This window comes from Micromonospora sp. H61 (assembly GCF_018070325.1).
Lineage (GTDB): Bacteria > Actinomycetota > Actinomycetes > Mycobacteriales > Micromonosporaceae > Micromonospora > Micromonospora salmantinae.
This window is the reverse complement of the sequence record NZ_JAGPXY010000038.1, coordinates 51,207-57,654: the sequence shown is the minus strand read 5'-3', so window position 1 is coordinate 57,654 and position 6,448 is coordinate 51,207. Positions and strand designations below refer to the sequence as shown.

The 6,448-nt window shown below is 70.2% G+C and carries 8 protein-coding genes; 2 read left to right on the top strand and 6 right to left on the bottom strand.

What is annotated here, in order from left to right:
* Window positions 1–2: 2 nt before the first annotated feature.
* The 6 genes from KBX08_RS19660 to KBX08_RS19635 all read right to left on the bottom strand — a co-directional run bounded on the left by KBX08_RS19660 (window position 3) and on the right by KBX08_RS19635 (window position 4,015).
* Window positions 3–512 carry a GNAT family N-acetyltransferase gene (locus KBX08_RS19660; RefSeq protein WP_210784926.1) on the bottom strand — a complete coding sequence of 170 codons (510 nt, stop codon included), beginning with the start codon at window positions 510–512 and terminating at the stop codon, window positions 3–5.
* Complete coding sequence (locus KBX08_RS19655; RefSeq protein WP_210784925.1) at window positions 509–1,438, bottom strand: ribonuclease Z; 930 nt, start codon at window positions 1,436–1,438, stop codon at window positions 509–511. Before KBX08_RS19655 ends, KBX08_RS19660 begins: the two co-directional genes overlap by 4 nt.
* A gap of 377 nt (window positions 1,439–1,815) precedes the next feature.
* Window positions 1,816–2,469 (bottom strand): nucleotidyl transferase AbiEii/AbiGii toxin family protein, encoded by a 654-nt coding sequence (locus KBX08_RS19650; protein ID WP_210784924.1) that lies wholly within the window; start codon window positions 2,467–2,469, stop codon window positions 1,816–1,818.
* Window positions 2,470–2,472: 3 nt separating this feature from the next.
* On the bottom strand, window positions 2,473–2,814 hold the full coding sequence (locus KBX08_RS19645) for a hypothetical protein (RefSeq protein WP_210784923.1): 342 nt from the start codon (window positions 2,812–2,814) through the stop codon (window positions 2,473–2,475).
* A gap of 40 nt (window positions 2,815–2,854) precedes the next feature.
* On the bottom strand, window positions 2,855–3,517 hold the full coding sequence (gene msrA / locus KBX08_RS19640) for a peptide-methionine (S)-S-oxide reductase MsrA (protein ID WP_210784922.1): 663 nt from the start codon (window positions 3,515–3,517) through the stop codon (window positions 2,855–2,857).
* 75 nt (window positions 3,518–3,592) lie between these two features.
* Complete coding sequence (locus KBX08_RS19635) at window positions 3,593–4,015, bottom strand: HIT family protein (protein WP_210784921.1); 423 nt, start codon at window positions 4,013–4,015, stop codon at window positions 3,593–3,595.
* A 140-nt stretch (window positions 4,016–4,155) separates the two neighbouring features.
* On the opposite strand from KBX08_RS19635, the gene KBX08_RS19630 reads away from it, so the two are divergent.
* Window positions 4,156–5,202 carry a hypothetical protein gene (locus KBX08_RS19630; RefSeq protein WP_210784920.1) on the top strand — a complete coding sequence of 349 codons (1,047 nt, stop codon included), beginning with the start codon at window positions 4,156–4,158 and terminating at the stop codon, window positions 5,200–5,202.
* A gap of 101 nt (window positions 5,203–5,303) precedes the next feature.
* Complete coding sequence (locus tag KBX08_RS19625; RefSeq protein ID WP_210784919.1) at window positions 5,304–6,446, top strand: cystathionine gamma-synthase; 1,143 nt, start codon at window positions 5,304–5,306, stop codon at window positions 6,444–6,446.
* Window positions 6,447–6,448: the final 2 nt, after the last annotated feature.

Genomic DNA, 6,448 nt, shown 5'->3' with positions numbered 1-6,448 from the left:
GCTCAGAGGGGGCGGGTGTAGCGGAGCTGTCGGGCCGGGGACGACCCGATTGTCTCGTCCCGTTCGTCGCCGGTGGGGGTCCAGCCACCGCGCTCGTAGAACGAGCGGGCGTGGGCGTTGTCCCGCAGCACCCAGAGCACGGCACGCCGCCAACCCTGCGCCCGCATGGCGTCCAGGGCGTCTACCATCAGGGTGCGGCCGACGCCCCGGCCCTGCTCGGCAGGGTCGAGGTGGATCGCGTTGAGCAGCCCGGTGGCGGGGTCGTCCTCGTCGTCCGGGCCCAGGTGGCTGAACCCGACCATCGCCCCGGCCCGCTCGGCCACTGTCATCCGGTGGGTGTCCCGCTCCCAGATCCACCGCTCGACCCAGTATCGCCCCATCGCCTCCGGTGTCGGGTCGGCCAGCGCCACGGCCGGCAGGAAGGCGGAGTACGCGGCGGCCCGGGAGCGCTGGTGCAGGGCACCCACCGCCATCAGGTCGCCTTCGGTCGCGGGGCGGAGCGTGACGGTCACCCGGCCGAGGCTACCCGGCGCGGCGGAAGCTGCACCGTGGTCAGATCCTCGGCGATGACCAGTTCGCCGTCGAAGTGCGCGCGCGCCTCGTCGTGGAACCGGCGCGGGTCGGGGTAGCGCTGGGAGAAGTGAGTGAGCACGAGTCGGCGTACCCCGGACTCGGTCGCCACCCGGGCGGCCTGCGCCGCGGTCAGGTGGCCGACCTCGGCGGCGAGCGCGGCCTCCGACTCCAGGAACGTCGACTCGATGACCAGCAGGTCGGCGTGCTCGGCGAGGGCGTACACCCCGTCGCAGAGGCCGGTGTCCATCACGAACGCGAACCGCTGCCCCGGCCGGGGAACGCTCACCTCGGCCCGGGTGACGCGGCGTCCGTCGAGGTCGAGGTGCCCGACTCGGATCAGCTCGCCGACGGCCGGCCCGACGATGCCGTACGCGGCCAGCTTCTCCGGCAGCATCCGGTGCCCGTCCGGCTCGACCAGCCGGTAGCCGTACGTCTCGATGGGGTGCCGGAGCCGGCGTGCCTCCAGCGTGCCGCAGCGCAGGGCGATCCGCTGCCCGTCCGCCTCGATGGGCTCGACCCGCAGCTCGGCGGTCTCGTAGAAGGAGGTGGCGTACCGCAGCCGGGCGAAGTATTCGGCGCCGCCGGCGGGAAAGTGCACGGCGACCGGGTGGGCCACCCGGTCCAGGGAGAGCCGCTGGATAGTGCCGGGCAGGCCCAGGCAGTGGTCGCCGTGGAAGTGGGTGACGCAGATCCGGGTCAGGTCGGTGGCGGTGACAGTGGTGTGCAGGAGCTGACGCTGGCTGCCCTCACCCGGGTCGAAGAGGATCACCTCGTCGTCCCAGCGCAACACGTACCCGTTGTGGTTGCGCTGACGGGTCGGCGCCTGGCTGGCCGTCCCCAGCACCACCAGCTCGCGCATGGACATCGCCACTCCCGCGGATATGGAGCGACCCCCGGGGCGCTCCGCGCATGTGCGCGGGCCGGCTGGACTTGGCCGGCACCCCGGGGGTCGGGTGGCTGTCGTGGATTCGCCGCACCGCTGCCACACGGTCTCGACGATGTTGCTGCTGCCCGCCTTACGGCGAGCCGTTCACTGTCGAGGACAGCGGCTAGCTGACAGCCACCTCACGAGTCCGATTGCTATACAAGTCTGGACCACCTCCTTTCACGTGTACGGCCACGTTATCGAGTTCTCGTCGGGCTCGGCAACGGATTTCGATCACAGGGCCGAACGGGAATGCCCCAACTACTCGGTGGCCGGGCAGCAGGCATTGCGGGTGGACGCGGTATCAGCCGTTGTGCCTACGGAGCGTCGGTGAGCTCGCGTCGCCAGTGCGCGAAACGCTCGCGGAGAGCGGGTAGCTCGGCGGGCGGTATCCCGTAGCAGTCGAAGTCCGCGTCCGTGATCTGGGTCAACGCGCCCAGGGCGTCTGCGAAGGCACGCGGCTCGAAGCCGGGATCCGCAGCTGCCGCCAGCTCGAGCAGACGTTGCCTCGTGTACCGGCCGCTGAGGAGGGCGGCGTCCACGTCGAGGTAGTCCCGAGCTTCGGCGCGGCCGAAGAGCGCACACATCTTGTTGGCGACGGCGTCGTCGGGATGGAGGACAGGGCCGACGGCGGACATCACGGGGTCGTGCGCTCGCCAGTCCGCCGACATCTCCAGCTTGTCCGGCTCTCCGTCTGGATCATTCTGGTCCGCGACGAGCAGACGGGCGAACGTGTCGTTCCGAATCAGGGCGGTGACCGCGTATTGGTGCTCTTCCAGAGCGATGATGACGTTGTCGACCGCTTCCGGGAACGAGGCGCGTAGGTGCCAGGCCGTGAAGAGATCCACATCGCCGCTGAGTCGACTGCCCATGCCGTGCGCGCTCACCGCGTAGCCACCGGCCAAGGCGAAGCCAAATCGGCCGGCAGTCGCGAGTGCGACTCGGGTGATCTTGATGTGGCTCGGCAGCATCGTTCAGGCGGCGCGTCGAGGGGCGCTGCGGAGTTCGGGAAAGCACTCTTCCCAGGCTTGGCGCACGGCTTGAGGTAACCACATCGACGGCCAGAGTTGGATCAGCGAGTCGCGGCTGACGTAGGTGTAGAGGTCGGCCGGACTGGCAGCCTCGTTGAGGACCGTCCGGTACAGGTCGCCAATACGTCCGGGCTGCGCAAGGTCGTAACGAGAGTTGCCGGACCACTTCAAGTGGCGTGGCAGGTCTATCACCCCGGACGTGGGTCCGCAAAGCTGATCAAGGGTTTCGGGCACGACGACCGGCTTTGCGTAACCGTGCGGACGGCTAACGCTGTCGCCGCTCATCGTGCCCTCCCATGTGTCCGAATCAGGCTAACGCCTCGACTCAGCCGGCGACACGGGCCACGCCGACCGGGCAGCTCAGGCCGTTCGGGCCGTGGTTGCAGTACCCGTTCGGGTTCTTGGTCGGCGCCAGGTACTGCTGGTGGTAGTCCTCGGCGAAGTAGTAGCTGCCGAGCGGGGCGATCTCAGTGGTGATCTCACCCTTGCCGGCCCGCGTCACGATCGGCTGGAACGCGTCCCGGGACGACTCCGCGATGGTCCGCTGCTCGTCGGTGGTCGTGTAGATCGCCGAGCGGTACTGGGTACCGACGTCGTTGCCCTGGCGCATGCCCTGGGTCGGGTCGTGGTTCTCCCAGAAGACCTTCAGCAGATCCTCATAGTTGATCTTGCTGGGGTCGTACACCACCTGGACGACCTCGGCGTGCCCGGTCCGGCCGGAACACGTCTCCTCGTACGTCGGGTTCTTGGTGATGCCACCCGCGTAACCGGCGGACGTGGTGTAGACGCCGGGCAGCGTCCAGAACAGCCGCTCGGCACCCCAGAAACAGCCCATGCCGAAGACCGCGACCTGTAGGCCCTCAGGGAACGGGCCCTTCAACGGGGTGCCCAGCACCTCGTGGCGGTCGGCGACCGGCATGGCGATCGGACGGCCCGGCAGGGCCTGGTCGGGCGAGACCATATCGGCGTTCATACGGCGCAAAAACACGGTGGGATCTCCTCTCGTACCACTCCCAGCGTGTAACACCGGAGGGTCCACCTTCCTTACCCGGGTGACAGTGAGTCAGGCCCCGCCGGGGAGCGCCGCCGCGATCCGGTCCGCGTACGTCTGGGCCTCGGTGTCGTCGTCGTACCGCGTACGTGGCCAGAAGAAGCCCCGCAACCCGTCGCCCTTGGTGCGCGGGACCACGTGGGTGTGCAGGTGGGGCACCGATTGGGACACCTTGTTGTTCATCGCCACGAAGGTCCCACCGGCGCCCAGGGCGGTCTCCACCGCCACCGCCAGTCGCTGAACCATGGCGAAGTAGTCGGGCAGCAGGTCGGCCGGCAACTCCTGCAGGGTCACCAGGTGCACCCGGGGCACCACCAGGACATGCCCCTTGAACACCGGCCGGGTGTCCAGGAACGCCACCCCGTCCGGGGTGTCGGCCACCCGGAACGCCGGCACCTCGCCCGTCACGATCCCGCAGAACACGCAACCGCTCATCGGGCCAGGCTATGCGGCGGCCTCGCGCGTCCCGGCGCCCCCCACGCGTGAATCGGCTGTGGTAATCATCTACGTGAATGGATGAACACTGGGTGATCCCGGCCGTCGGCGTGCGCGTCGATGCTCCGAAAGGACCAAGCTTGCAGATCAGAAGAGCCCTCACCCTGGCACTGGCGGCGCTGACCGCCGGGCTGCTCACCGGCGCGGCCCCGGGCCACGCCCAGGCGGCCGCCGCGCCGACCGCCACCCCACTGCCGCTGAGCACCGTGGCCGACGTGGTGTCGGCCGGTGACCGGGTCTTCGTCAGCGGTGGCAGCTCCGCCACCGATGTCGTGGTGACCAGCGCGACCGGCACCGTGGTCGGCACCCTGTCGGGCCTGCCCGGCCCCACCGACCTGCTGCTCAGCGCCGACCGGCGGACCCTCTACGTGGCGCTGCCCACCGCCAACGCCATCGCCGCCTTCGACACCGGCTCGCTGATCGAGTCGGCCCGGTACGACACCGGCGCGGGCGAGTGCCCGTCGTCGCTGGCGTTGACCGGCCGGTACCTGTGGTTCGGCTACGGCTGTGACCAGTGGGGCGGCAACATCGGCCGGATCGACCTGGGCCGTCAGCCGGCCCGCCTCAGCACCGGCGTGGTCAGCGAGGACTTCTACTACGCTCCGCTGCTGGCCGCCGCCGCTCAGAACCGGGCGGTGCTGCTCGCCGGTCAGCCGGGGTTGAGCCCGGCGTCGGTGTACGCATACGAGATCGGCGCCGCAGGAGCGCTGACCATGCTGCGGACCAACCAGTTCTCGGCCGTCGGCAGCAACCTGCGCGACATCGCCCTCGACCCGACCGGCACCACCCTCTACACGGCCGCCGGCTCCCCACCGCTGGTGCAGGCGTTCCCGTTCGCCGACATCGCCACCCCCACCGCGACGTACGCCACCGGTCCGTACCCGCGAGCAGTCGAGCTGTCGCGTCTCGGCACCCGGATCGTCGCCGGCGCCGACGCCGCCTACGCCCCGGACGTCTTCGTGTTCGCGGCGGACGGCACCGAACAGGCCCGCTACGAGTTGGGCGATGAACTCAGTGCCGGCGGGCTGGCCTGGGCGCCGAACGAAGCCCGGGTCTACGCGGTCACCTCAGACTGGACCGGAGCCCGTCCGGCGACCCTGCACGTCCTGCCCGTTCCGGCCGGCTGACCGGGCACCAGGAGCGCGAGGGTCGGGCCGGTCGGTCCGACCCTCGCCCGGGAGCGCGGGTTCCGTTCCAGCCCTCGGGACGGGGCACTAGCCTCACCAGAATGAGTCACGGCTTCGAGACGCTCGCCATCCACGCCGGTCAGGACCCCGAGGCCCGCACCGGCGCGGTGATCCCACCGATCTACCAGACCAGCACGTACGCCCAGGACGCCGTCGGCGCGCCTCGCCTCGGCTACGAGTACAGCCGCTCCGGCAACCCGACCCGTGACGCGCTCCAGGAGTGCCTGGCGGCGCTGGAGGGCGGGCCGGTGGGGCTCGCCTTCGCCAGCGGCCTGGCGGCGGAGGACACCCTGCTGCGGGCCGTGTGCCAGCCCGGCGACCACGTGGTGATCCCGGACGACGCGTACGGCGGCACGTACCGGCTCTTCGCCCGGGTCGCCCAGCGCTGGGGCCTGGAGTTCAGCCCGGCCAAGGTTTCCGACCCGGACGCGGTCCGGGCGGCCGTGCGGCCCGGCCGAACGAAGATCGTCTGGGTGGAGACGCCGACCAACCCGCTGCTCGGCATCGCCGACATCGCCGCCCTGGCCGCCGTGGCACACGACGCGGGCGCTCTGCTGGTGGTGGACAACACCTTCGCCTCGCCGTACCTGCAGCAGCCGATCGCCTTCGGTGCGGACGTGGTGGTGCACTCCACCACCAAGTACGTCGGCGGGCACTCCGACGTGGTCGGTGGCGCCCTCGTCGTCGCCGACGCCGGGCTCGGCGAGGAGTTGCGCTACCACCAGAACGCGATGGGCGCGATCAACGGCCCGTTCGACGCCTGGCTCACCCTGCGGGGCATCAAGACCCTCGGGGTACGCATGGACCGGCACTGCGACAACGCCGAGCGACTCGCCGCGTACCTCGACGGTCACGCCAAGGTCGCCCAGGTGCTCTATCCGGGGCTGCCCTCGCACCCCGGTCACGAGGTCGCCGCCAAGCAGATGCGCCGGTTCGGCGGCATGATCTCGTTCCGCGCCGCCGGTGGTGAGGACCACGCCGTGGACATCTGCAACCGGGCCAAGCTCTTCGTGCTCGCCGAGTCGCTGGGTGGTGTGGAATCCCTGATCGAGCACCCGGGTCGGATGACACACGCAAGTGCTGCCGGCTCGCCGCTTGAAGTTCCCGGCGATCTCGTGCGACTGTCTGTCGGCATCGAGACGGTCGACGACCTACTCGCCGATCTGGAGCAGGCGCTGGGCTGACC